The organism is Streptomyces sp. NPDC127114 (genome assembly GCF_042677525.1).
In the GTDB taxonomy this organism is placed as follows: domain Bacteria; phylum Actinomycetota; class Actinomycetes; order Streptomycetales; family Streptomycetaceae; genus Streptomyces.
On the sequence record NZ_JBHXTJ010000037.1, the window covers coordinates 34180 to 56139 of the forward strand.

General features: G+C 71.0%; 21 protein-coding genes. 9 read left to right on the plus strand and 12 right to left on the minus strand.

Annotated features, from left to right (window positions below):
* Positions 1 to 117 precede the first annotated feature (117 nt).
* The 3 genes from mctP to ACFVGS_RS29010 all read right to left on the minus strand — a co-directional run bounded on the left by mctP (position 118) and on the right by ACFVGS_RS29010 (position 2892).
* On the minus strand, positions 118 to 1731 hold the full coding sequence (gene mctP / locus ACFVGS_RS29000) for a monocarboxylate uptake permease MctP (RefSeq protein ID WP_384419874.1): 1614 nt from the start codon (positions 1729 to 1731) through the stop codon (positions 118 to 120).
* Between the two features lie 11 nt (positions 1732 to 1742).
* Entirely contained in the window at positions 1743 to 1997 is a 255-nt protein-coding gene (locus ACFVGS_RS29005) for a DUF3311 domain-containing protein (protein WP_384419821.1), read from the minus strand.
* A gap of 130 nt (positions 1998 to 2127) precedes the next feature.
* A complete protein-coding gene (locus ACFVGS_RS29010) occupies positions 2128 to 2892 on the minus strand; it encodes a GntR family transcriptional regulator (RefSeq protein ID WP_128983038.1) in 765 nt (254 codons plus the stop codon).
* A gap of 283 nt (positions 2893 to 3175) precedes the next feature.
* Between ACFVGS_RS29010 and ACFVGS_RS29015 the strand changes: the two genes are divergently transcribed.
* The 4 genes from ACFVGS_RS29015 to ACFVGS_RS29030 all read left to right on the plus strand — a co-directional run bounded on the left by ACFVGS_RS29015 (position 3176) and on the right by ACFVGS_RS29030 (position 8176).
* Positions 3176 to 4468, plus strand: coding sequence for an extracellular solute-binding protein (locus tag ACFVGS_RS29015; RefSeq protein ID WP_384419818.1), 1293 nt, complete (start codon positions 3176 to 3178; stop codon positions 4466 to 4468).
* A 292-nt stretch (positions 4469 to 4760) separates the two neighbouring features.
* Positions 4761 to 5783, plus strand: coding sequence for a carbohydrate ABC transporter permease (locus tag ACFVGS_RS29020; protein ID WP_384419815.1), 1023 nt, complete (start codon positions 4761 to 4763; stop codon positions 5781 to 5783).
* Positions 5780 to 6649, plus strand: a complete 870-nt coding sequence (locus ACFVGS_RS29025; protein WP_384419812.1) for a carbohydrate ABC transporter permease — start codon at positions 5780 to 5782, stop codon at positions 6647 to 6649. The genes ACFVGS_RS29020 and ACFVGS_RS29025 overlap by 4 nt, the downstream gene beginning before the upstream one ends.
* 9 nt (positions 6650 to 6658) lie before the next feature.
* Positions 6659 to 8176, plus strand: a complete 1518-nt coding sequence (locus ACFVGS_RS29030) for a glycoside hydrolase family 3 protein (RefSeq protein ID WP_384419809.1) — start codon at positions 6659 to 6661, stop codon at positions 8174 to 8176.
* A 62-nt stretch (positions 8177 to 8238) separates the two neighbouring features.
* Here ACFVGS_RS29030 and nagB read toward each other — a convergent pair whose 3' ends face one another.
* Both nagB and ACFVGS_RS29040 read right to left on the minus strand, forming a co-directional pair.
* On the minus strand, positions 8239 to 9024 hold the full coding sequence (gene nagB / locus ACFVGS_RS29035; RefSeq protein WP_385694537.1) for a glucosamine-6-phosphate deaminase: 786 nt from the start codon (positions 9022 to 9024) through the stop codon (positions 8239 to 8241).
* A 195-nt stretch (positions 9025 to 9219) separates the two neighbouring features.
* Positions 9220 to 9972: an SDR family oxidoreductase gene (locus ACFVGS_RS29040; protein ID WP_385694540.1), complete on the minus strand. Its 753-nt coding sequence runs from the start codon at positions 9970 to 9972 to the stop codon at positions 9220 to 9222.
* 86 nt (positions 9973 to 10058) lie between these two features.
* Here ACFVGS_RS29040 and ACFVGS_RS29045 point away from each other — a divergent pair, with 86 nt between their 5' ends.
* Positions 10059 to 10661: a TetR/AcrR family transcriptional regulator gene (locus ACFVGS_RS29045; protein ID WP_385694542.1), complete on the plus strand. Its 603-nt coding sequence runs from the start codon at positions 10059 to 10061 to the stop codon at positions 10659 to 10661.
* A gap of 415 nt (positions 10662 to 11076) precedes the next feature.
* Positions 11077 to 12543: a sensor histidine kinase gene (locus tag ACFVGS_RS29050; RefSeq protein ID WP_384419871.1), complete on the plus strand. Its 1467-nt coding sequence runs from the start codon at positions 11077 to 11079 to the stop codon at positions 12541 to 12543.
* A 272-nt stretch (positions 12544 to 12815) separates the two neighbouring features.
* On the opposite strand, the gene ACFVGS_RS29055 is transcribed toward ACFVGS_RS29050, so the two are convergent.
* Both ACFVGS_RS29055 and ACFVGS_RS29060 read right to left on the minus strand, forming a co-directional pair.
* Positions 12816 to 13073: a WhiB family transcriptional regulator gene (locus tag ACFVGS_RS29055; RefSeq protein ID WP_003953983.1), complete on the minus strand. Its 258-nt coding sequence runs from the start codon at positions 13071 to 13073 to the stop codon at positions 12816 to 12818.
* Positions 13074 to 13392: 319 nt separating this feature from the next.
* Positions 13393 to 14361, minus strand: a complete 969-nt coding sequence (locus tag ACFVGS_RS29060; protein ID WP_384419797.1) for a diacylglycerol/lipid kinase family protein — start codon at positions 14359 to 14361, stop codon at positions 13393 to 13395.
* 87 nt (positions 14362 to 14448) lie between these two features.
* Between ACFVGS_RS29060 and ACFVGS_RS29065 the strand changes: the two genes are divergently transcribed.
* Positions 14449 to 14904: a hypothetical protein gene (locus ACFVGS_RS29065; protein WP_384419795.1), complete on the plus strand. Its 456-nt coding sequence runs from the start codon at positions 14449 to 14451 to the stop codon at positions 14902 to 14904.
* 190 nt (positions 14905 to 15094) lie between these two features.
* Here ACFVGS_RS29065 and ACFVGS_RS29070 read toward each other — a convergent pair whose 3' ends face one another.
* The 3 genes from ACFVGS_RS29070 to ACFVGS_RS29080 form a co-directional block, all read right to left on the minus strand.
* Positions 15095 to 16039, minus strand: coding sequence for an RNA polymerase sigma factor SigF (locus ACFVGS_RS29070; protein WP_384419792.1), 945 nt, complete (start codon positions 16037 to 16039; stop codon positions 15095 to 15097).
* Positions 16036 to 16449 carry an anti-sigma regulatory factor gene (locus ACFVGS_RS29075; RefSeq protein WP_015036094.1) on the minus strand — a complete coding sequence of 138 codons (414 nt, stop codon included), beginning with the start codon at positions 16447 to 16449 and terminating at the stop codon, positions 16036 to 16038. Before ACFVGS_RS29075 ends, ACFVGS_RS29070 begins: the two co-directional genes overlap by 4 nt.
* A 226-nt stretch (positions 16450 to 16675) precedes the next feature.
* Complete coding sequence (locus tag ACFVGS_RS29080; protein ID WP_384419789.1) at positions 16676 to 16936, minus strand: UBP-type zinc finger domain-containing protein; 261 nt, start codon at positions 16934 to 16936, stop codon at positions 16676 to 16678.
* 53 nt (positions 16937 to 16989) lie between these two features.
* On the opposite strand from ACFVGS_RS29080, the gene ACFVGS_RS29085 reads away from it, so the two are divergent.
* Positions 16990 to 18585: a Na+/H+ antiporter gene (locus tag ACFVGS_RS29085; RefSeq protein WP_385694546.1), complete on the plus strand. Its 1596-nt coding sequence runs from the start codon at positions 16990 to 16992 to the stop codon at positions 18583 to 18585.
* Here the strand turns inward: ACFVGS_RS29085 and ACFVGS_RS29090 are convergent.
* Positions 18564 to 19499: a 1-aminocyclopropane-1-carboxylate deaminase/D-cysteine desulfhydrase gene (locus ACFVGS_RS29090; RefSeq protein WP_385694549.1), complete on the minus strand. Its 936-nt coding sequence runs from the start codon at positions 19497 to 19499 to the stop codon at positions 18564 to 18566. The genes ACFVGS_RS29085 and ACFVGS_RS29090 overlap by 22 nt on opposite strands.
* Positions 19500 to 19575: 76 nt before the next feature.
* Positions 19576 to 20166 carry an N-acetylmuramoyl-L-alanine amidase gene (locus tag ACFVGS_RS29095; RefSeq protein WP_384419781.1) on the minus strand — a complete coding sequence of 197 codons (591 nt, stop codon included), beginning with the start codon at positions 20164 to 20166 and terminating at the stop codon, positions 19576 to 19578.
* 278 nt (positions 20167 to 20444) lie between these two features.
* Between ACFVGS_RS29095 and ACFVGS_RS29100 the strand changes: the two genes are divergently transcribed.
* Positions 20445 to 21857 (plus strand): family 2B encapsulin nanocompartment shell protein, encoded by a 1413-nt coding sequence (locus ACFVGS_RS29100; protein WP_385694552.1) that lies wholly within the window; start codon positions 20445 to 20447, stop codon positions 21855 to 21857.
* The last annotated feature ends 103 nt before the right edge of the window (positions 21858 to 21960 follow it).

Consider the following 21960-nt stretch of genomic DNA (forward strand, 5'->3'; position numbering starts at 1 on the left):
CGGCGCCTGACGGTGCCCGGAAGCCCTCCTGACGGCGCCGCACCCGGAGCCGTGGGGGCCCCCGGCCCCCCCCCGCCCGGGGCCCGGTCGGCGGGCGGAACGGGTGGTGCGGAAGGATCAGTGCCCGGCGGCACCGACCTTCGGCAGCTCGGTGACGACGCCCGCGTCGCCGGCGTCGGCGGTGTAGTCCCCGGGCGCGGTCTCGTCGACGCCGTCCGGCGCCTTGACGGCCTTCAGGACGAAGGTGAGGACGACCGTGACGAGGACGTTGAGGACGAAGGCGGTGAGGGCGATGTAGCCCATTTCGCCGATGCCCGGGATCTCCGCCGCGGAGCCGCCGAAGTGCTTCTGCGTGGGGCTCGCGACCCCGTAGGCGGTCCAGGTGCCGTAGATCATGCCGACGGCCCAGCCCGCGAGCAGTGCCCAGCGGTGCATCCAGCGGGTGAACAGGCCGCCGACCAGGGCCGGGAAGGTCTGCAGGATCCAGATGCCGCCCAGGAGCTGGAAGTTGATGGCGACGGTCTTGTCCATGGTGAGGACGAAGACCAGGGCGCCGACCTTCACCAGGAGCGACACCAGCTTGGAGACCTTGGTCTCCTGGGCCGGGGTGGCGTCCTTCTTGATGAAGTCCTTGTAGATGTTCCGGGTGAAGAGGTTGGCGGCGGCGATCGACATGATCGCGGCGGGCACCAGCGCGCCGATGCCGATGGCGGCGAACGCCACGCCCGCGAACCAGGCCGGGAACATGTTCTCGAAGAGCTGCGGGATGGCCAGCTGACCGTTGGTGACCTTCACGCCGGCCGCGATCGCCATGAAGCCGAGCAGCGCGAGCAGACCCAGCATGAGCGAGTACAGCGGCAGGATCGTGGTGTTGCGGCGGATCACCTCACGGCTCTTGGAGGAGAGCGTCGCCGTGATCGAGTGCGGGTACATGAACAGCGCGAGCGCCGAGCCGAGCGCCAGCGTCGCGTACGTCCACTGGCCCGCCTCGCCGGGCACGAGCGCGCCCTTCGGCTTGCCGGTGGCCGGGTTGGTCTGCGCGTACGCCTCTCCGGCCTTGGCGAAGATCTCGTCGAAGCCGCCCAGCTTGATCGGGATGTAGATGATCGCCACCGCGATGACGATGTAGATCAGGGTGTCCTTGACGAAGGCGATGAGCGCGGGCGCGCGCAGGCCGGAGGAGTACGTGTACGCGGCGAGCACGCCGAAGGCGATGAGCAGCGGCAGGTCCTTGACGAACCAGTTGGTGTTCTCGCCGCCGCCGACGCCCATCACGTCCAGGACGGCCTGGATGCCGACGAGCTGGAGCGCGATGTACGGCATGGTGGCGAGGATGCCGGTGACCGCGACCGCGAGCGACAGGCCCTTGGAGCCGAAGCGGCCGCGGACGAAGTCGGAGGTGGTCACGTAGCCGTGCCGGTGGGAGACCGACCACAGGCGGGGCAGGAAGGTGAAGATCAGCGGGTAGACCAGGATGGTGTACGGCACGGCGAAGAAGCCGGCCGCGCCCGCCGCGTAGATGGCCGCGGGGACCGCGACGAAGGTGTACGCGGTGTAGAGGTCGCCGCCGAGCAGGAACCAGGTGATCCAGGTGCCGAACGAGCGCCCGCCCAGGCCCCATTCGTCGAGGCTGTGCTCGTTCTCGGCCTTGCGCCAGCGCGCGGCCATGAAGCCCATGACCGTGACGGCCAGGAAGAAGAAGACGAAGACGCCGAGAGCGACGCCGTTCACGCCGTCGTTGTTCACTTCGCCGCACCCCCCTTGCGGGCGCGCTGGTCACGCTGCCACAGCTGGTAGGCGACCATGGTGAGCGCGGTGGACACCACGACCCAGAGCATCTGGTACCAGTAGAAGAACGGGACGCCGATGAAGGTGGGTTCCACCTTGGCGTACGAGTTCACCCAGAGCATCGCGACGAACGGCGCGAAGAGGCAGAGCGCGATCACCACTCTGAGTGGCGTGATGACCGGTTGTTTCCCTTGTGTGGCTTCTGACATGGCGAAACCGTCCCCTCGCTGATCACCTCGTAATGCCGAGGAAATCTAGGGGACGGTTTCGTTTCTAGGAACCCCTGTCCGTATAACGGATCAACCGTCAGTCGCGGGCCCGACCGGCGGTGCGGCCGGTTCAGCCGTTGGGACGCTGGAGGCGGGCGACGAACTTGTAGCGGTCGCCGCGGTAGACCGAGCGCACCCACTCCACCGGCTCGCCGTTGGCGTCGAGCGAGTGGCGGGAGAGCATCAGCATCGGCAGGCCGACGTCCGTGCCGAGCAGGCCGGCCTCGCGCGGGGTGGCGAGGGAGGTCTCGATGGTCTCCTCGGCCTCGGCCAGGTGGACGTCGTACACCTCCGCGAGCGCGGTGTAGAGCGAGGTGTACTTGACCAGCGAACGCCGCAGCGCGGGAAAGCGCTTGGCGGACAGGTGGGTGGTCTCGATGGCCATCGGCTCGCCGCTGGCGAGCCGCAGCCGCTCGATGCGGAGGACCCGTCCGCCGGGGGAGATGTCGAGGAGACCGGCGAGGGTGTCGTCGGCCGTGACGTAGCCGATGTCCAGGAGCTGCGAGGTGGGCTCCAGGCCCTGGGCCCGCATGTCCTCGGTGTACGAGGTGAGCTGGAGGGCCTGGGAGACCTTGGGCTTGGCCACGAAGGTGCCCTTGCCCTGGATCCGCTCCAGGCGGCCCTCGACGACCAGCTCCTGCAGGGCCTGGCGGACCGTGGTGCGGGAGGTGTCGAACTCGGCGGCGAGCGTCCGCTCGGGCGGGACCGGCGTGCCCGGCGGCAGGGTCTCCGTCATGTCGAGCAGGTGCCGCTTCAGGCGGTAGTACTTGGGCACGCGCGCGGTGCGGGTGGCGACGCCGCCCTCTGTCTCGGTGTTGCCCGCGTCCGTGGCCATGGCCTGCCTCTCCGACTCCTGTGCTGCTGCCGTCACCGGCTCCTCCGTCTGTCGCGGCTCACATGGTGGCACGGACCGGTCACGGGTCGTCGCCCTCCCTCAGGTGTCGGTCCGATAACGGACGCGACTGCCCTTCTTATACACCCTTGACACCCCTAAAGGTCTAGGCCAAGCTCCGGGTACTGGTCTAAACCATTAAAGACCAGGTCCCAGCCCCACAGCATTACTCGACGTATGTCTTCGCGCGGTGGTGGGGGGAGCAGGCATCCCTGAGGAGGGTGGCGTGAAGCGCAAGCTCATCGCGGCGATCGGCGTCGCGGGCATGATGGTCAGCATTGCCGCGTGTGGTTCCGACGGCGGCGACAAGGGGGACAAGGGCAAGGCCGACGGCGGAGCCAAGACCCTGACCGTCTGGGTGATGGACGGTTCCGCGCCGGACGCCTGGACCGCCGAGGTGAACAAGGCCTTCGAGGCCAAGCACCCGGGCGTCAAGGTCAAGGTCGAGAAGCAGCAGTGGAACGGCATCCAGGAGAAGGTCACCACCGCCCTCTCCGAGGACACCCCGCCGGACGTCCTGGAGCTCGGCAACACCCAGACCGCCGGCTACGCGGTCACCGGCGGCCTCGCCGACCTCACCGGTGACAAGGCCAAGCTGGGCTACGACGGCTGGAACAAGGGCATGCTCGCCTCCAACGAGCTGGACGGCAAGCTCTACTCCGCCCCGTGGTACGCCACCAACCGCGTCGTCGTCTACGACAAGGCGGCCTTCAAGAAGGCCGGCGTCACCCCGCCGAAGACCCGCGCCGAGTGGATCGAGGGCCTGAAGAAGCTCAAGGCCTCCGACCCGAAGAGCCAGCCGATCTACCTGCCCGGCCAGAGCTGGTACGTCCTCGCCGGCTTCGTCTGGGACGAGGGCAGCGACCTCGCGGTCAAGGACGGCGACAAGTGGAAGGGCAACCTGTCCTCCCCCGAGGCCGCCAACGCCATGAACTTCTACAAGGAGCTGGCGTCCTACTCCACCGCTCCGAAGGACAAGGACGAGGCCACCCCGCAGCAGTCCACCGACGTCATCCCCAAGGGCGGCGTGGCGTCCTGGATCGGCCTCGGCTGGGAGGCCGGCGGCGCGATCGACGCCATGAAGAAGGCCGGCAAGACCGCCGACTTCGGCTACTTCCCGATCCCGGGCAAGACCGCCGACAAGCCGGGCTCCGTCTTCTTCGGCGGCTCGAACCTCGCCGTGGCCGAGCGCTCCCAGAACAAGGAGCTCGCCAAGGAGTGGCTGGCCCTCGCCGCCGGCAAGGAGTACATGGCGAAGTACGCCGCCGCCACCGAGGGCGCCCTGCTCCCGAACAACGACGCCGCGCAGTTCACGCCGGCCGCCGGCTCCTTCGCCGAGGCCATGAAGCTGTCCGCCTCCGTCGGCAAGATCACCCCGGTCACCCCGGGCTGGGCGAACGTCGAGACCGCCCCGAACCCGATCAAGGACTACATGACCAAGGTCCTGAAGGGCGAGGACGCCAAGACCGCCGGCGAGGCCGCCGACAAGGTCATCAACGAGCGCATCAACCAGCAGTGATCACAGCCCGGCGGTGCGGCCCGGTGACCCGGACCGCACCGCCGGCGCTCCGCAGTTTGCAGCGGCCCGCTCCCCCGGGCCGCTTCCCGGTGGGCACGGGAGCCCTGGGGCCTGCCCGGCGGATCATGGCCGGGCCCGCGACCCCTGGCGCGGCACCTCGCCGCGTTGCCGAAGCGCCCCGATAGCTCCGCTATCGCGACGCTCCGGCGCCTTGCGACGCACCGCACCAGACCCCGCGGCCTGTCCGGCCCTGATCCACCGGACAGGCCCCAGAACCGCGAGGAAGAAGATCATGACCGTGGACTCCCCGGGGACGGCGACCGCCGGTCCCCAGGACGCGCCCGGGAGGGCGGCAGGGAAGTCTCAGACCCCGCCGGCCCCCGCCGGCCCGAAGGAAGTCCGTCAGCCCTCGCGGGGAAGACGCTCCCTGCCCGGCGGGCTGCTGCCGTACCTGCTCGTCGCCCCGGCCCTGCTGTCGATGGCGCTCCTGCTGCTCTACCCGCTGATCCGCAACGTGGTCCTCTCCTTCCAGGAACTGAACCGGAAGGAGTTCATCACCCGCGAGACGGTGTGGACCGGCTTCGACAACTACACCGAGCTGCTGAGCGACGCGGACTTCTGGACCGTCGTCGTCCGCTCGGTCGTCTTCACCGCCGTCAACGTCCTGCTGATCATGGCCGTCGGCACCGGCATCGGCCTGCTCCTCAACCGCCTCGGCAAGAAGATGCGGCTGGTGCTCTCGCTCGCCCTGGTCTTCGCCTGGGCCATGCCGATCGTCGCCTCCGTCACCGTCTTCCAGTGGCTCTTCGACGAGCAGTTCGGCGTCGCCAACTGGGTGATGCGCACGCTCGGCTTCTCCGGCTACGACCAGCACAACTGGTTCGAGACCGGCTTCTCCACCCTGGTGATCTCGCTGCTCCTGCTCGTCTGGGGCTCGGTCCCGTTCGTGGCCCTGAACATGTACGCCGCCCTCACCACCATCGGCAGCGAGCTCTACGAGGCCGCCAAGATGGACGGCGCGAACGGCTGGCGCACCTTCTGGGCCGTCGTCTTCCCGAACCTCAAGCCCTTCTTCCTGATCACCACGTTCCTGGAGATCATCTGGATCTTCAAGGCGTTCACGCAGGTCTACGCGATGAACAAGGGCGGCCCCGACCGCGCCTCCGAGACCCTGCCGGTCTTCGCGTACATCGAGGGCGTCGGCCAGTTCCACTACGGCGTCGCCGCGGCGATCTCCGTCCTGACGATCGTGATGCTCGTCGCGATCATGTCCTTCTACTTCCGCCTGATCCTGAAGCAGGAGGAGCAGCTGTGAGCGCCACCACCAGCCCGGCCCCGAAGAAGTACCGCGCGAGGAAGCGGCTCACGGTCGGAGCCGTCGTCAAGAACGCCTCCGCCCTCGTGATCGCCGTGGTGTTCGTCTTCCCGGTCTACTGGATGTTCTCGTCCTCGCTGAAGCCGCAGCACGAGATCCTCACCAAGGACCCGGTCTTCGTCTTCGCGCCGACCTTCGAGAACTACACGACCGCCACCGGCGTCGACCTGTTCTGGACCTACGTCACCAACAGCCTGGTGGTGACCCTCGGCGCCGTGCTCCTCGCCCTCCTCGTGGCCCTCCTCGCGAGCTTCGCCCTCGCCCGGATGAAGTTCCGCGGCCGCAAGGGCATCGTCCTCGTCGTGATGATGGCGCAGATGGCCCCCTGGGAGGTCATGGTCATCGCGATGTACATGATCTCCCGTGAGAACGACATGCTGAACAGCATCCCGGTGCTCACGCTGATCTACTTCGTGATGGTCCTGCCCTTCACCATCTGGACGCTGCGCGGCTTCATCGCCGCCGTCCCGGTCGAGCTGGAGGAGGCCGCCCAGATCGACGGCTGCACCCGCGGCCAGGCCTTCCGCAAGGTCATCTTCCCGCTGCTCGCCCCCGGCCTGATGTCGACCTCGATCTTCGGCTTCATCACGGCCTGGAACGAGTTCGCCATGATCCTCATGCTCAACAAGGACAAGGAGACCCAGACGCTGACGCTCTGGCTGACCCAGTTCCAGACCGCGTTCGGCAGCGACTGGGGCGCCACCATGGCCGCCTCGACCCTCTTCGCACTCCCCGTCCTGATCGTCTTCCTCTTCCTCCAGCGCAAGGCCGTCGGCGGCATGACCGCCGGCGCGGTGAAGGGATAACGGCGCCTCATGACCACGCTCGCAACCGCCCCGGACACCCTGACCAGGGACGCGCTCACCGTCCTCCAGCCGGGCTTCGTCGGCACCACCGCGCCCGACTGGCTGCTCCGCCGGATCGGCGAGGGCCTGTCCTCGGTCGGCCTCTTCGGCCGGAACATCGTCGCCCCCGGGCAGCTCGCCGCGCTCACCGCGCGGCTGCGCGCCGAGCGCGAGGACGTCCTGGTCGCCATCGACGAGGAGGGCGGCGACGTCACCCGCCTCGAGGTGAAGGAGGGCTCCTCCTTCCCCGGCAACTACGCCCTCGGCACCGTCGACGACGTCGAGCTCACCCGGGCCGTGGCCCGCGAGCTCGGCCGCCGGCTCGCCGAGTGCGGGGTCGACCTCAACTGGGCGCCGTCCGCCGACGTCAACTCCAACGCCGACAACCCGGTCATCGGCGTGCGGTCCTTCGGCGCCGACCCCGGGCTCGTCGCCCGGCACACCGTGGCCTACGTCGACGGCCTGCAGTCCGTGGGCGTCGCCGCCTGCACCAAGCACTTCCCCGGGCACGGCGACACCAACGTGGATTCGCACCACGCGCTGCCCCGGATCGATGTGGACCTCGACACACTGCACGCCCGTGAGCTGGCACCTTTCCGCGCCGCCATCGCCGCGGGTACCAAAGCCGTGATGAGCGCGCATATCCTGCTCTCCGCGCTCGACCCCGACCGGCCGGCCACCCTCAGCCCACAGATCCTCACCGGACTGCTGCGCCGGGAGCTGGGCTTCGAGGGGCTGATCGTCACGGACGGGATGGAGATGCAGGCCATCTCGTCGACGTACGGCATCGAGCGCGGATCCGTCCTCGCGATCGCCGCGGGCGCCGACGCCATCTGCGTCGGCGGCGGGCTGGCCGACGAGGACACCGTACTGCGACTGCGCGACGCGCTGGTGAACGCGGTACGGACCGGTGAACTGCCCGAGGAGCGGCTGGCCGACGCCGCGGCGCGTGTACGCGCCCTGGCGGCCTGGACCCAGGCGCACCGGGCCAGGGGGGTATCGGGGCCGGGCGCGGCACAACAGGAGGGGACCGCGCCCGGCACCGAGGTCGGCCTCGTCGCGGCCCGCAGGGCCCTGAAGGTGACGCCGGGGGAGCGGGCCCACGAGCCGCTGACCGCCGCGCCCTACGTGGCCTCCTTCACCCCCGTCGCGAACTTCGCGGTCGGCGACGAGACGCCCTGGGGCATCGCCGCCGAACTGGAGCGCCTGCTGCCCGGCACCACGACCGGCTCCTACGGGGCCGAGGCCTCGGTGGACGCCGTCCTGGCCGCCGCGGGGGACCGGCGCGTCGTCGCCGTCGTCCGCGACGCCCACCGGCACCCGTGGATGTCGGGGGCCCTGGACGCCCTGGTCGCGGCGCGCCCGGACACGGTCGTGGTGGAGATGGGCCTGAACGAGTCCGCACCCCGCGGCGCCCTCCACGTCGCCACCCACGGCGCCGCCCGCGTCTGCGGCCGCGCGGCGGCCGAGGCCGTCACGGGCAGGTAGCGGCACACGAAGGGGCCCGGCACCTGATTCAGGTGCCGGGCCCCTTTGCGCGGACCAGGCGATCAGATGCCCTGCCAGGACGGCTTGTTCGCGTACGTGTGGCGGAAGTAGTCCGCGAGCTTCAGCTTGGAGGCGGCGGCCTCGTCCACGACCACGGTCGCGTGCGGGTGCAGCTGGAGCGCCGAGGCCGGCACCAGCGCGGCGACCGGACCCTCGACCGTCTGCGCCACGGCCTCGGCCTTGCCCTCGCCGGTGGCGAGCAGCACCAGGTGACGGGCCTCCAGGATGGTGCCGATGCCCTGGGTGATGACGTGGTGCGGCACCTGCTCGATGTCGTTGTCGAAGAAGCGCGCGTTGTCCACCCGGGTCTGCTCGGTCAGCGTCTTGATCCGGGTCCGGGACGCGAGGGAGGAGCACGGCTCGTTGAAGCCGATGTGCCCGTCGGTGCCGATGCCCAGGATCTGGAGGTCGACACCGCCCGCCTCGGCGAGCGCCCGGTCGTAGGCCTCGCAGGCCGCCTGGACGTCCTCGGCCGAGCCGTCGGGGCCCATGAAGGCCTCCTGGGAGAGCCCGAGCGGCTCGACGACCTGGCGGAGCACCGTGGCCCGGTACGACTCCGGGTGCCCCGTCGGCAGGCCCACGTACTCGTCCAGCTGGGCGATCCGGGCCCGCGAGGCGTCCACGGAACCGGCCTTGACCTGCGCGATCAGGGCGTCGTAGATGGGCAGCGGGGTCGAGCCGGTGGCCACGCCGAGCAGCGCGTCGGGCTTGCGGCGCAGGAGGTCGGCGATGCCGTCCGCGATGAGCTCGCCGCCCGCCTTGGCGTCCTTGACGATGACAACTTCCACGCTGAGCCTGCCGATCTGGTGAGGGGCTGGAAAGAACCTAGGTGGTATAGACCAATCTAGGCTCAAATCTAGCAGAGCGCGGGCCGTCCGCCCATGCCGTTCCGCCCCGCGGACGGGCCTCACTTCATCGTCGGCCGCACCCGTCCCACCAGCCACTCGAACCCCTCGGTTGACGGCTTCCCTGCCCGTCGCGGCTCAGTCCAGGGAGCCTCCCGTCGCGTCGATCCACTGCCCCGTCACCCAGCGCCCGTCGTGAGAGGCGAGGAAGGCCACCACGTCGGCTATGTCCTCGGGGGTCCCGACCCGCCCGAGGGCCGCCATCGCCGCGGCGCCCGCCATCGCCTCCTCGTTCCCCCGCAGCCAGTGCGCGTTGATGTCGGTGTCGACGATGCCCGGCGCCACCGCGTTGACCGTGATCCCGCGCGCGCCGAGCACCTTCGACAGATAGCGGGTGAAGACGTCCAGAGCGCTCTTCGACATCGCGTACGCGATGAGGTCCGGCATCGCCGCGGCGTGCGACAGCCCCGTCGACACGTTCACGATCCGGCCCCCGTCCCGCAGCCGCTCCGCACCCAGCTGCGCCAGGAAGAACGGCGCCTTGGTGTTGACCGCGAAGATCCGCTCGTACTCCTCCTCGCCGATCGTCGCGAAGGGCGCCGAGGCCCCGATCCCCGCGTTGTTCACGAGGATGTCCAGGCCGTCCGCATGCGCGTCGAAGGCCTTCCACAGCGCCTCCGCGTCCCCGGGGACCCCCAGCTCCTGGCCGATCGCGAACGCGTCGCCGCCCGCCGCCGTGATCGCCGCGACCGTCTCCTTGGCCGCGGCCTCGTTGCTCCCGTAATGCACGGCGACCCGCGCGCCGTCCCGCCCCAGCCGCTCGGCGATCCCGCGCCCGATGCCCCGGCTGCCACCCGTGACCAGTGCCGTCTTCCCGTTGAGCACGCCCATGACGACGCCCCCCTCGCATTCCCTAGCGGTCGTTACAGAAAGAACCGTACCCCACCTTTCGTAGTGCTCGCTATAGAATTTCCGTCATGACGACCAAGCAGCGCGGCCGCCCCCGCTCGTTCGACCGCCCGACCGCGCTGGAGCGGGCGACGATGGCCTTCTGGGAGCACGGGTACGAGACGACCTCCGTCTCCGACCTCACCCGCGTCATGGGGATCAGCGCGCCCAGCCTCTACGCGGCCTTCGGCGACAAGAAGACCCTGTTCGAGGAGGTCGTCGAGGAGTACGCGGGCTCGTACGGGGCCTTCGGCGGGCGGGCCCTCGCCGAGGAGCCGACCGCGCGCGGCGCCATCGGCCGGATGCTCAGGGAGGCCGCGGGGCAGTACACCGACCCGGCGCACCCCCGTGGCTGCCTGATGATCTCCGCCGCGATCAACTGCTCCACCCCCGAGGTCGAGCGGCTGCTCCGTGACCGGCGGAGCGCCAACATCGCGCGGTTCGAGAAGCGGATCCGCGAGGACGTCGATTCGGGCGAGCTCCCGCACGGGACCGACCCGGCCGCCCTGGCCCGCTTCAGCGGTGCCGTCCTGCAGGGCATGTCCCAGCAGGCCCGGGACGGGGCGACGGCGGAGGAGCTCGAGGCACTGGCCGAGCTGGCGATGCGGGCCTGGCCGGCCCCGCGTACGTAGGCCGGTGCGTCAGGTCTCCCGTACGGCGGCCCATGCGTCAGGCCCCGCGTAGGTCCCGGCATCAGGCCCCGCGTACGTGAGGAAAGGGCCCCGGAAACACCCGCGGGCCGCGGCGCCGGGACGGGACCCTCAACCCGTCCGGCACCGCAGCCCGGAGTTGCCCGGCCGGGGGTGTGCGGTCCCTCGGCCGTGATGGGAGGTCTCGGCGCAGTCAGGGCAGAGAGCGCCGGGTACCTCGTCCGTCCTCCTGTGCGGGGAGGACGGAGGCTCTGTGGAAAACATTGTGGACTAGACCATTCTCGTCTGTCCATCCATGGGAACGCGGTGGTTCCGGGCCCATCCTCCAACACGAACGCCGGGAACTCCAGGTTCACCGCCGTCGAATTCCACGGGTACGCTCGCACACGTGCCCTCCATGAACGACCTCGTCCGCCAGCACACCGCCCTGAGCGAGTCCGACCTCGACTGGCTCCACATGCTGGTGTCGGAGTGGCAGCTGCTCTCCGACCTCTCCTTCGCCGACCTGGTCCTCTGGGTTCCCACCCTGGACGGCACCCGCTACGTCTCCGTCGCCCAGATGCGGCCCAACACCGGGCCCACCTCCTACCAGGACGACATGGTCGGCCACCTGGTGCCGCGCGGCCGCCGGCCACTGCTCGACGCCGCCCTCGACGAGGGCCGGATCGTCCGGGAGGGCGACCCCGAGTGGCGCGAGGAGGTCCCCGTCCGGGTCGAGTCGATCCCCGTACGCCGTGACGGCCGCGTCCTGGGCGTGATCGCCCGCAACACCAATCTGCTCACCGTGCGGACCCCGTCCCGGCTGGAGCTCACCTACCTCCAGTCCGCCTCCGACCTGGCCCAGATGATCGCCGCCGGCTCCTTCCCCTTCCCGGGCGAGCAGGTCGACATGGACTCGTCCCCGCGGGCCGGCGACGGACTCATCCGGCTCGACGCCGAGGGCGTCGTCCAGTACGCCTCGCCCAACGCCCTCTCCGCGTACCACCGGCTCGGCCTCGCCGCCGACCTGGTCGGCCAGGACCTCGGGCAGATCACCGCCGAACTGGCCCCCTCCCGCGGCCCGGTGGACGAGGCCCTGGCCAAGATGGCCTCCGGCTACGCCCCGCGCGAGTTCGAGGTCGAGGGCAACGGCGGGGTGATCCAGCTGCGCGCGATCCCGCTCAAGCCCAAGGGCACCCGCATCGGCTCCCTCGTCCTGCTTCGCGACGTCACCGAACTGCGCCGTCGCGAGCGTGAGTTGATCACCAAGGACGCCACCATCCGGGAGATCCACCACCGGGTGAAGAACAACCTCCAGACCGTGGCCGCCCTGTTGCGCCTCCAGGCCCGCCGGATGGACTCCGACCGCGGCCGCGAGGCCCTCAACGAGGCGGTGCGGCGCGTCGGTTCGATCGCCATCGTCCACGAGACGCTGTCGCAGAACCTGGACGAGCGGGTCGAGTTCGACGAGATCGCCGACCGGGTGATCGCCATGGTCGCCGAGATCTCCCCGGGCAAGGTGACCTGCCGGCGCAACGGTCGCTTCGGCATCCTCGACGCCGAGGTCGCCACGCCGCTGTCCATGGTCCTCACCGAGATCCTGCAGAACGCCCTGGAGCACGCCTTCGCGCCGGGCGAGCACGGCACCGTCGAGGTCACCGCCGTCCGCGGCGAGCCCCGCGCCGACGCCCGGCTGCTCATCACGGTCAAGGACGACGGCCGCGGGCTGCCCGAGGGCTTCGATCCGCAGCGGGCCGGCAACCTGGGCCTGCAGATCGTACGGACGCTGGTCGAGGGCGAGCTGGGCGGCACGTTCGACATGCAGCCGGGTGCCGAGCGCGGCACCCGCGTCGTCCTCGACATCCCCGTACAGCCGCAGAAGTAGCGCGGGAAACGGCGGGAAGCCGCGGGAAGCGGCCGGAGGCGGCGGGAAGCGGCGGGAAACAGCGGAACGGCCCGCGGGAATTCACGCGGAAGTGTCGCGCAGACGAGCGGAAGTGCCGCCCAGGCAAAGAGAGTTCACAGCAGCGAGCCCCGGACCGAAGGAAATCGGTCCGGGGCTCGAATGCTGTGGGTTACTGCTGCGCGGCTGCGGCTCGGGGGGCGGTGATGACGTACGCGATGTACGCGCCGCGTGCCTCAGGCTGTGCAGGTGGCTCAGGCGCTGGCGTTGCGCGCCCGGTTGCGGGCGGCGCGGCGCTTCATCGCGCGGCGCTCGTCCTCGCTGAGGCCACCCCAGACGCCGGAGTCCTGGCCGGACTCGAGCGCCCACTGCAGGCACTGCTCCATCACGGGGCAGCGACGGCAGACGGCCTTGGCTTCCTCGATCTGCAGCAGCGCAGGACCGGTGTTGCCGATGGGGAAGAACAGCTCGGGGTCTTCCTCACGACAAACGGCGTTGTGACGCCAGTCCATGGCTGCTACCTCTCTCAGGTGTTACGTGCAAGTTGCTTGTGAATGTGAACGCTTTCACGAATCCCCCCGCAGGGGAAGGGCCGACTGCCAGGTGAACTGGCGTGGTCCTTGTCACTGGGGTGGGGTTCTGGCTCTCAGTGGAGGCCGGTCCTGCGGGCCGTCCCGATCGCCAAGAAGAGACTCCCAAACCCCAGCAACGGATACAACCCCTTCTGGAAAGTTTTTTTTGATTCCTCGGTGTCGGCTCCGTCACAGCCGTACTTCTAGTGGGTGGAGGGCAGCCTAAACGTTCGAGTAGAAGGACTTTCGGTCCTTCTGGTCACACAATCACACGCAGTGCACGGCGAACGCCTGTGAACGTCACGCTCGTACGCAGTCCCAGGTGGTCTCCGTCCATCTGGAGCGGGAGCGGCACCTTCGAATGCAAGGTGAAGTCGGTCAGATCGTGCAGGGTCACCGCGTGCTTGCCGTGCGGCCCGCGCTCCGGGCTCGAAGTGAGCAACTGGGTCGCGTACCGGGCCACCGACGGCGCCGAGAGCCGGCTCAGTCCGAGCACGTCCAGGGCCGTCTCGAAGGACGCCTCCGGCGACGCGTACACCGGACGATTGCCCAGGTAGGTCCAGGGAGAGGTGTTGCAGATTATGGACAGGACGAGATCCTGCACAGGATCCTCACCCGGCCGCTCCAGGGTGATCGTGCCGTGCCGCCGGTTCTGCTCGCCCAGGAACTGGCGCACCACCTGACGCAGATAGAGCGCGTGCGTCGAACGCTTCCCGCGTTCGCGCTGCTGTTCGACCCGGCCGATCACGCTCGCGTCGAAGCCGAATCCGGCGCAGAAGGTGAACCAGCGCTCCGGGACCCCCTCGTCCTCCGTGCCCGGCGTCCCCGACGCGAGACCCAGGCTCACCGTCCGTGCCCGCCGCTCACGCAGCGCGTCGAGGAGCGCGCCCGTCGCCTCCACCGCGTCGTTCGGCAGCCCGAGTGCCCGCGCGAAGACGTTCGTCGATCCGCCCGGCACCACCGCGAGCCCCGGCAGCCGCTCCGGATCGGGCCCCGCGTGCAGCAGCCCGTTGACCACCTCGTTGACCGTGCCGTCGCCGCCGAGCGCCACCACCAGGTCGACGTCCTCCGACTCGGCTGCCCTGCGCCCCAGGTCACGGGCGTGACCGCGGTACTCGGTCGTCACCGCCTCCAGCTTCATCTCGCTGGCGAGCGCGTGGATCAGCACGTCCCGTGTGCGGGCACTGGTGGTGGTTGCTGCCGGATTGACCACGAGAAGCGCGCGCATGTCCGCCAGCGTACCTACCCGGCGGTACCGGGCCCAGTCCCGGCCTGCGCGGGGCCGTCCCCCGGCGCCCCGGCTACCCTGCCTTGCATGAGCAGTGCGCGCAGTGCCGACACCAGCAGTCCCCAGGAGCGTACGGAGCCGGGTTCCCGGCCCGGGCGGCTCACCGCCGCCGCGGCGGTGGCCGGCGTCGAGGGCCTGGCCCTCGTGGCGGGCGGCCTCGTCATGCTGGTGACGAGTCTCACCGACCGCACCGGCGACCTCACCTCCGCCCTCATGGGCGCGGTCACCCTGACCGCCCTCGGGCTCATCCCGCTCGTCGCCGCCCGCGGCCTGTGGCTGCGCCGGTCCTGGAGCCGCGGCCCCGCGGTGATCACACAGGTCCTCGCGCTGCCCGTGGCCTGGCAGCTCCTCCAGGCGGACAGCGTCATGATCCCGGCCGGCATCGCCCTCGCCGTTCTCGCCGTGACCGGCCTCGTCCTCCTGGCGAGCCCGTCCACGACCGAGGCACTCGGCATCAGGCGCCCCGGGCAGGACTCCGCCTAGGGCCCGGGCCCGCCCGGCGGATCAGGGCCGGACAGGCCCGGCGGCCCGGACCAGGGCCGGACAGGCCCGGCGGCCCCGCAGCCCGGATCAGGGCCGCACAACCCCGGCGGCCCGGCAGCCGGACCAGGGCCGGACAGGCCCGGCGGCCCGGCAGCCGGACCAGGGCCGGACAAGCCCGGCGGCCCCGCGCTCACTCCTCGACGAGGAGCTTCTCCCGCAGCTGCGCCAGCGTGCGCGCCAGCAGCCGGGACACGTGCATCTGCGAGATGCCGACCTCCTGGGCGATCTGCGACTGGGTCATGTTCCCGAAGAACCGCAGCAGCAGGATCCGCTTCTCGCGCGGCGGCAGGTCCTCCAGGAGCGGCTTGAGCGACTCCCGGTACTCGACGCCCTCCAGCGCCTCGTCCTCCGCACCGAGCGTGTCCGCCACCGCCGGCGACTCGTCGTCCGTGTCCGGCACGTCCAGGGAGAGCGTCGAGTAGGCGTTCGCCGACTCCAGGCCCTCCAGGACCTCCTCCTCGGAGATCCCCAGCCGCTCGGCCAGCTCGTGCACGGTCGGCGAGCGCCCGTGCTGCTGCGACAGTTCCGCCGTCGCCGTCGTCAGCGAGAGCCGCAGCTCCTGCAGCCGACGCGGGACCCGTACCGCCCAGCCCTTGTCACGGAAGTGGCGCTTGATCTCGCCGACCACCGTCGGCGTCGCGTACGTGGAGAACTCCACCCCGCGGTCCGGGTCGAACCGGTCCACCGACTTGATCAGACCGATCGTCGCCACCTGGGTCAGGTCGTCGAGCGGCTCGCCCCGGTTGCGGAAGCGCCGGGCCAGGTGCTCCACCAGCGGCAGGTGCATCCGCACCAGCCGGTCGCGCAGCGCCGCCTTCTCCGGCGAGCCCTCCGGAAGGCCGCGCAGCTCGACGAAGAGCGCCCGCGCACCGCTGCGGTCGTGCGGGTCGGGCACCTCCTGCGGCGGCACCTCCCGCGGCCCGGCCGCGTCAGGGACCGCTTCGTGCTGCTCGTGCTGCTCGCTCATCTGGTCCGCCTGCTCCGTAGCGACCTCGATCTCGACCTCGGTACCGGCCACCCCCTGCGGCCGTGCCTGCTGCTCAGGGAAGCCGGCCGTCGCGTCCCCGCTCCTCACGCCGGGCCTGGCCCCGCGCCGCGCTGTTTGTACAGGCTGATGGAGACCGTCCGGTCCTCGGCCACCGACGACTCCACCTTCCCGGCGAGCGCCGAGAGCACCGTCCACGCGAAGGTGTCCCGCTCCGGGGCCCGGCCGTCGGTCGTCGGAGCCGACACCGTCACGTCGAGGGAGTCGTCGACCAGCCGGAACACGCAGCTCAGCACCGAGCCCGGCACCGCCTGCTGGAGCAGGATCGCGCACGCCTCGTCGACGGCGATCCGCAGGTCCTCGATCTCGTCGAGGGTGAAGTCCAAGCGCGCCGCGAGGCCGGCCGTGGCCGTACGCAGCACGGACAGGTAGGCACCCGCAGCGGGCAGCCGGACTTCCACGAAGTCCTGGGTCCCGGGCTCGCCTGCGATCTGGGACACCCTCACCTCCAAGGTGGCACAAGCTCTTTCGGGGTCCGGGAAGGAAGCCCCCCGGACCTGGCGGTACGCAGTCGGTTGCGCAGTCCGCCGAGACGCTATCGCGATCCGTCCCCCCGTGTCGCCGGGGGCCCGGCAGGACCGCCCCCCTCAGGGTCCGGCCCGCGACGGACCCGCCGTACGCACCGGCGGCCGCGGAGAACCCGCGGAGGGGTGACGTACCCAGCCGTCAGACGATCGAACCGTCCACGAAGCACCACCGCCAGCGTTCGTTGGGCTCGAAGGTCCGCATCACCGGGTGACCGGTGCTGTGGAAGTGCGCCGTCGCGTGCCGGCCCGCCGACGAGTCGCAGCAGCCCACGTGCCCACAGCTCAGACAGAGCCGCAGCTGGACGGGGTGCGTGCCGTCGGCAAGGCACTCGGGGCAGGTGTCGTGCAGCGGCGCCGGTTCGGGGCGCGGCATCTCGGCAACGTGCGGGCACTCGCTCATGATGGCCAGGTTACGTTGTGGCGCGAGTGACACGAGGGGAGAAGGGACGGGGCATGGACGCACTGCAACTGGTGGCGCTGGTCGCGGCGAGCACCGCGGTGGCGGGCATCGCCCGCAGGACGCCCGTGCCGGCACCACTGCTGCTCGTCGCGGTGGGCCTCGCCGCCGCGTACGTGCCCGGAGTGCCCGACTACACCCTCGACCCGCACATCGTGCTGCCGCTGATCCTGCCGCCGCTGCTCTACACGGCCGCCGTCGAGTCCTCGTACCTCGACCTGCGCGCCAACATCCGGCCGGTCGCGCTGCTCTCCGTCGGCTACGTGCTCTTCGCGACCGTCGCGGTGGGCTGGCTCGCGTACGTCCTCGTGCCCGACCTGCCGCTGACCGCGGCCCTCGTGCTCGGCGCGGTCGTCGCCCCGCCGGACGCGGTCGCCGCCACCGCCATCGCCCGCAAGCTGGGCCTGCCCCACCGCATCACCACGATCCTCCAGGGCGAGTCCCTGGTGAACGACGCGACCGCGATCACGGCCTACAAGGTGGCGCTCGCCGCCGCCGTGGGGGAGGGCATCAGCTGGTCCGGCGGCCTGGGGGAGTTCGCGCTCGCCGCGGTCGGAGGCATCGGCGTCGGCCTGGTCCTCATGGTGCCGATCCACTGGCTGCGCACCCATCTGCGCGAGGCCCTGCTCCAGAACACCCTCTCCCTCCTCATCCCGTTCGTCGCGTACGCCGCCGCCGAGGAGGTCGGCGCCTCCGGCGTCCTCGCCGTCGTCGTGGTCGGCCTCTTCCTCGGCCACAAGAACTGGCAGGTCGACTTCGCCACCCGGCTCCAGGAGGAGGCGGTGTGGCGGATGGTCGCCTTCGTCCTGGAGTCCGCCGTCTTCGCGCTGATCGGCCTCCAGCTGCCCTTCGTCGTCCAGGGCCTCGGCCCGTACGGGATCGCGGAGGCGGCCTGGTACGCGGCCGGGGTCTTCGTCTTCGTGGTCGTGGTCCGCTTCGTCTGGGTCTTCCCCGCGACCTTCCTGCCCCGCGCGCTCTCCGCCCGCGTCAGGGAACGGGAGCCGGGCGTCGACTGGAAGGCACCGGTGATCGTCGGCTGGGCCGGCATGCGGGGCGTGGTCTCGCTCGCCATCGCCTTCTCCATCCCGGTGGTCTCGGGCGGCGTCGCGTTCCCGGCCCGCAACCTGGTCCTCTTCCTCACCTTCACCACCGTCATCGGCACCCTCGTCGTCCAGGGCCTCACCCTGCCGCCGCTGATCCGCGCCCTGAAGCTGCCCGGACGCGACCGCGTCCAGGAGACCCTCGCCGAGGCGCAGGCGCAGAGCGAGGCCTCCCGGGCCGCCGAGGACCGGCTCGACGCCCTCCTCGCCGACGAGCGCAACACCCTCCCGGGCCCCCTCGCCGACCGGCTGCGCACGGTCATGGAACGGCGCCGCAACGCCGTCTGGGAGCGCCTCGGCACCGTCAACGAGATCACCGGCGAGACCGTCGACGACACCTACCGGCGCCTCGCCCGGGAGATGATCGACGCCGAGCGCGAGGTCTTCGTGCAGCTCCGCGACGCCCGCCGCATCGACGACGAGATGATGCGCACCCTGCTGCGCCGGCTCGACCTGGAGGAGGCCGCGGCCTACCGGGAGGAGACGGGCTGAGGCTCCGGCGCGCCCGTGATCACGGCGGCGATCCGGGTGCCGGACGGGAAGGCGCCCTCCTCGGCGAGGCTCACCAGTCCGTGGAGCATTTTGGCGACATACAGCCGCTCGATGGCGAGTCCATGCCGCGCGCCGTGACGGGCTTCGAAATCCCGTGCGAAAGCGTCGAGTTCGGGGTTCGTACGGGCGTAACCGCCGCCGTGGAAGCGCTCGTCGAGGCTCCACTCGCCCCGGGGACCGCCGTACGTCAGCTCCTGGAGCGCGGTGATCTCCCCGCCGAGGAAGCCGCCCTTGAGCACCGGGACGCCCAGCGTCCGGCCGTCGAAGCCGGCCGCGAGGCCCGCGAGCGTGCCGCCGGTGCCGCACGCGACGGCGGCCACGTCCGCGGCCCCGCACAGCTCGCCGCCGAGCTCGGCGCAGCCCCGGACGGCGAGCGCGTTGCTGCCGCCCTCGGGGACGACGTACACGTCGCGCACGTCCGCGGGGACCCGCTCCAGGATCCGGGCGAGGACGGCGGGCTCGCTCTTCGCGCGGTACGTGGCGCGGTCGACGAACACCAGCCGCATCCCGTCCGCCGCGCAGCGCGCCAGCGAGGGGTTCAGGGGGCGGCCCGCCAGCTCGTCGCCCCGTACGACCCCGATCGTGCCGAAGCCGAGCAGCCGGCCGGCGGCGGCCGTGGCGCGCAGGTGGTTGGAGTAGGCGCCGCCGAAGGTCAGCACCGGCCGGCCGCCGGCCTCCCGCAGATTGAGCACCAGCTTGCGCCACTTGTTGCCCGGCAGGTCCGGATGGATCAGGTCGTCGCGCTTGAGCAGCAGCCGCAGGCCGCGCCGGGTGAAGCGCTCGTCCTCGACCGGCTCCAGAGGGGACGGCAGCCGGGGCCGCAGCCGGGACAGAGCGAGGTCGAACGCGTTCACCGGGCCATTGTCCACCGTCGGCGGCGCCTGCCACCCGCTGTCGGCCGGCCGTGGGCCGTCGGCCGCCTGCCACGGCCTAGCGCAGGCGCTCCGCGATCCGCTCGCGCATCGACGCCATGGTGAAGCCGCGCGGGTCGACCTTGCCGGGCTGCCACTCCAGGTGGCCGATGACCGAGCGGTGGGTCCAGCCGTGCACCCGGCAGAGCGCGGCCGCGGCCTTGGCGATGGCTTCCAGCTGGACCTTGGGCCACGGGTCCTCGCCGTTGCCGAGGTTCTCGCACTCGAAGCCGTAGAAGTGGCGGTTGCCGTCGGTGGTGGCCTCGTCGTCGCGCGGGAGGCCCTTCTCCGCGATGACCGCGCGCAGCACCTCGTCGTCGCCGAGGCCGGCGTGGTTGGCCCTGCCGTAGCCGACCAGGTGGACGGTGCCGTCCTTGGCGATCACGCCGTGACACAGCGGCCCGGGCAGGGCCTCGTAACCGTCCCGGCAGATGCGGACGGTGTTGCTGGTGCCCCGGGTGACGGTGTGGTGGATCATCACGCCGTGCACGGGTCCCCAGGGGCCCTTGTGGTTGCGGTTGTGGGTGCGCCACTCGCCGACCTCGACGACCGTCAGACCCTCGTCGCGCAGGGCGTCGAGGAAACGGCTCGCGGACATGGGTGGGGCCATGACCGGCTCCTTTCGGGACGGGGGATCCGGCTTCTTCCGGCTCTCCTCCAGTCCCACCGGAGTACCGGAGGGATCGGCTCCACTGCCATCCGTTCGGACGGTGTGCGAGCCGATCCGGCCGAGTGCGCGGGCGGGTGCGTGAGCCGGGTGGGCCGTTCGAAATCGTGCGCCATGCCCAGCACGGTGGCGTCGAGTCCCACTCTTTTGTGTAATGGTGCGGGCACGCTGCGTGCTGAAAGGCTCTTTCTCGCAGATTTGTCGTATCGAGAGGGAGTTCCATGTCCGTTGGTTCGGTTGGCGACGAGGTGCGCGAGGGCAGGCGCCCGCAGCAGAGTCTCGGCACCGCCGCCGCGCGGAACCTCGCGAGCACCACCAAGTCGGCACCGCAGATGCAGGAGATCACCTCCCGGTGGCTGCTGCGCGCGCTGCCGTGGGTGCGGGTGAAGGGAGGCACCTACCGGGTGAACCGGCGGCTGAGCTACGCGGTGGGTGACGGCCGGGTCACCTTCGTGCAGACCGGCGAGCGCGTCGCGGTCGTCCCCGCCGAGCTCGGCGAGCTGCCCGCCCTGCGCGAGTTCGGGGACCAGGACGTCCTCGCCGAGCTGGCCGCCCGCTGCGTCCAGCGGGAGTACGCGGCGGGCGAGGTGATCGCCACCCGGGGCGGGACGGCCGACCGGGTCCACCTGCTCGCGCACGGCAAGGTCGAGCAGCTCGGCGAGGGGCCCTACGGCGATGAGACCGTGCTCGGCGTCCTCGCCGACGGCGCCTACTTCGGAGAGGCGGCACTGGTCAGCGCCGAGGCCGCCTGGGAGTGGACGGCCCGCGCCACCACCGCCTGCACGGTCCTCGAGCTCGGCAGGGCCGAGGTCCTCGCCGTCGCCGCGCGGGCCGGCGCGCTGGCCGGCCATCTCGCCGAGTTCGCCGCGCTGCCCCACCGGCCCGCCAACAGGTACGGCGAGGCGGCCATCGACCTCTCCGCCGGCCACGTCGGCGAGCCCGTCGTCCCGCACACCTTCGTCGACTACGAGATCTCTCCGCGCGAGTACGAGCTGAGCGTCGCCCAGACCGTGCTGAAGGTCCACACCCGCGTGGCCGACCTCTACAACCACCCGATGGACCAGACCGAGCACCAGGTGCGGCTCACGGTCGAGGCGCTGCGCGAGCGCCAGGAGCACGAGCTGGTCAACAATCGGGAGTTCGGCCTCCTCGCCAACTGCGACTACGGGCAGCGCCTCCAGCCCCACGACGGCGTGCCGGGGCCCGACGACATGGACGAGCTGCTCTCCCGGCGGCGCGACTCCAGGCTGTTCCTGGCCCACCCGCAGGCCATCGCCGCCTTCGGGCGCGAGCTCAACCGGCGCGGCCTGGTTCCCGACACGATCGACGTCGACGGCACGCGGATCATGACCTGGCGCGGCGTCCCGATCTACCCGTGCGACAAGATCCCGGTCTCCGCCGCCCGCACCACCTCGATCATCTGCATGCGCACGGGGGAGTCGGACCAGGGCGTGATCGGCCTGCACCAGCCCGGCCTCCCGGACGAGATCGAGCCCGGCCTGTCCTGCCGCTTCATGGGCATCGACGACCGGGCGATCGGCTCCTACCTGCTCACCGCCTACTACTCGGCGGCCGTCCTGGTCCCCGACGCGCTGGGCGTCCTGGAGAACGTCGAACTCGGCCGTCGGCGCTGACCGCGCACCGCACGAACCTCCGGGGGCGGGGACCTGGCCGACGGGGCCCCCGTCCCCGGAGCCCGATCCGTCGCGTACCGCAGACCGTCAGGAAGGTACCCGA